Below are 2,103 nucleotides of genomic sequence, written 5' to 3'. Positions count from 1 at the left end.
ATAGTTCCAAATCACATAGTCAAATATAGTCAGACATTTGCAATTTAGGTTTAAGCAACTCTACTTTCAGCATGGACACGCTTAAATAGTGGAGTTATCCGCCTTGGATGTACTACCTGACACCCCCTATCCCTCAGAATAGACTTGATAGAGTCGAAACCTTCAGGATTACTTTTTCTGCCGATGTTGAAAGATGCGTTCACGTCGGCATGAATCTTCAAACCATCTGCACTGACATACCACGCACGTTCGACACGTCTTCCTGAGAATATATGTTTTATCTTTTTGTTAGGTTGATAAGTTGGGATGATGTCCCAATCAATGGCAGAACTCTTGCTGGTGTAGCTTTCTTCTGCAACTTTAACGGTGATACCGACTCGAACTAATTTAGAAGTCAGCATCTCGATAAATTTGGCGTGTGGTATTTGAGTGAAGTTTTGGTTTGTGCGTTTACCTAAATTAAGACGTGTTTTCCATTGTTCGTTTTTTCCTATAGATACGTGGGTTACACCAAGAGACTTGAACTCCGAAACAATCATTTTTGTGGCTTGATGTAAATATGAATCTACAAATTGATTGCGATTACGAACGAGGGAGGCAATTCGCCTTGACTTGCCTTTACCATTGGCAAGCATTCCGCGAAACTTGGCAACCTGCTTATTGTAAAACTGGTTTGCTGATTTCAATGGTTTGCCATTTACAATAATCGGCTGTATTGCTAGGTCGTTGAAAACAATCGTTGCTAGATTATCTAATCCTATGTCTATCGCCGCATTCAACTCAGGATTCAAACTACAAAAGAACTCTCGACCCTCGGGAATTTCATAAACTATTTCGAGCACAAAGTATCCCGTTTTGGGGATAATTCGTACCTCGCACAAGTCATCAAACTTTAGTCCCGGCTTTACCGGAATCCTGATTGGTGACATTGATGGAACGACTGAACCTTTACTAAATTCTCTTTTACCAATTGCTTGATTATTGAATTTCACTAGGTTTTTATCATCAATATAACTAGGTGGTTTTGGAAAACCAGTAAACTTGCTTGAGTCAGTTTTGTAAGCTGCCAATGCTTTGCCGTAAGCAATCCACCCATCAGCATTCTGCTTTAAAACGAGTTGCGCTACTTTTGCTGGCATTGCTTTGTAGTTCTCATTTGAAGAGAATAACCTGTCTAATTTAGACTGTGTTTGAGTTCCCCAACCATAGAAAAAACCTTGACGTTGAGTGAATTGAGCAGTGTTATAAAGCTGTCGAGAAACTGTAGTAATACGAACGCAATAATCAAACCACTCATGTCCATCCTTGATTACGTGCTTTTCAACTTGACGCATATTGATACTGAGTGTAGTCGTTGGTGCAGCCCAAAGTAGAGAAGTATTGATCAACTTTGGCATTGAAATTAGTTTATCACTACAGATACACTCAGATATGTTTGACTACAAAACGTAATTAATCTGTTGGAGAATTTAATGCTTCCACAATTTTTTCGGTTTTGCGTTTTGCCCGGCGCTGACCATATAATCGTGCTGCAAAGCTAGTAATTATCGCCACCAAGTCTTGCATTAATTCATCCCGTCCATTGTCAGCCAAGTTGACTATCTCTAAATTTACCCCTAATCTTTTCAGTAAAATGTCCATATAATGCGTCCCAAATCTACCTAGTCTATCTTTGTGTTCAACTAGCAAAATTTCATAATCGTCTTTGAGTAAAAGCTTTTCTAGTTTCTTCCGATTGTCATTTAACCCGCTCCCTACTTCCTTCACGATATAGGCGATCTGAAATCCTTTGGCAACTGCATATTGAGTTAACCGTATTGCCTGTCTATCCAAGTTATCTTTATTTTCAGCACTTGATACCCTGGCATAAATCGCCACCCTCACAAGACCCCCTGGTATCTTTTTTGGATCGTAATCAACAATTACCGTACCTGTGGGGAGTTGGGAAGTTGGGTATGGTATCTTACCTGCTTTGTAATGTCGCCAAGCTGTAAGATATGAAATCCCCAAAGTTTTAGCATAATCAGACAATTTCATTACTTGTCGGGTTTTAGACTATATCTGACTATGTTAGACTATATTTTGTTTAAAGTTTTATCATAC

The 2,103-nt window shown here is 39.1% G+C and carries 2 protein-coding genes; both read right to left on the bottom strand.

Going from position 1 to position 2,103, the window contains the following annotated elements; all coding sequences use genetic code 11:
- Positions 1-50 precede the first annotated feature (50 nt).
- On the bottom strand, positions 51-1,397 hold the full coding sequence (locus tag OGM63_RS26860; RefSeq protein ID WP_263748776.1) for an RNA-guided endonuclease InsQ/TnpB family protein: 1,347 nt from the start codon (positions 1,395-1,397) through the stop codon (positions 51-53).
- A 55-nt stretch (positions 1,398-1,452) separates the two neighbouring features.
- Positions 1,453-2,037, bottom strand: a complete 585-nt coding sequence (locus OGM63_RS26855) for an IS607 family transposase (protein WP_263748775.1) — start codon at positions 2,035-2,037, stop codon at positions 1,453-1,455.
- Positions 2,038-2,103: the final 66 nt, after the last annotated feature.

Origin of the sequence: Plectonema radiosum NIES-515 (assembly GCF_025753815.1) — a bacterium.
In the GTDB taxonomy this organism is placed as follows: Bacteria; Cyanobacteriota; Cyanobacteriia; order Cyanobacteriales; family Nostocaceae; genus Hassallia; species Hassallia radiosum_A.
Note: the sequence above shows the minus strand (reverse complement) of the source record. Positions and strands in the feature narration are given on the sequence as shown.

What these genes read in the sequence shown, in the direction of transcription:
- OGM63_RS26855 (WP_263748775.1), bottom strand. Translation starts at nt 2,037, where the DNA reads ATGAAATTGTCTGATTATGCTAAAACTTTGGGGATTTCATATCTTACA.
- OGM63_RS26860 (WP_263748776.1), bottom strand. Translation starts at nt 1,397, where the DNA reads ATGCCAAAGTTGATCAATACTTCTCTACTTTGGGCTGCACCAACGACT.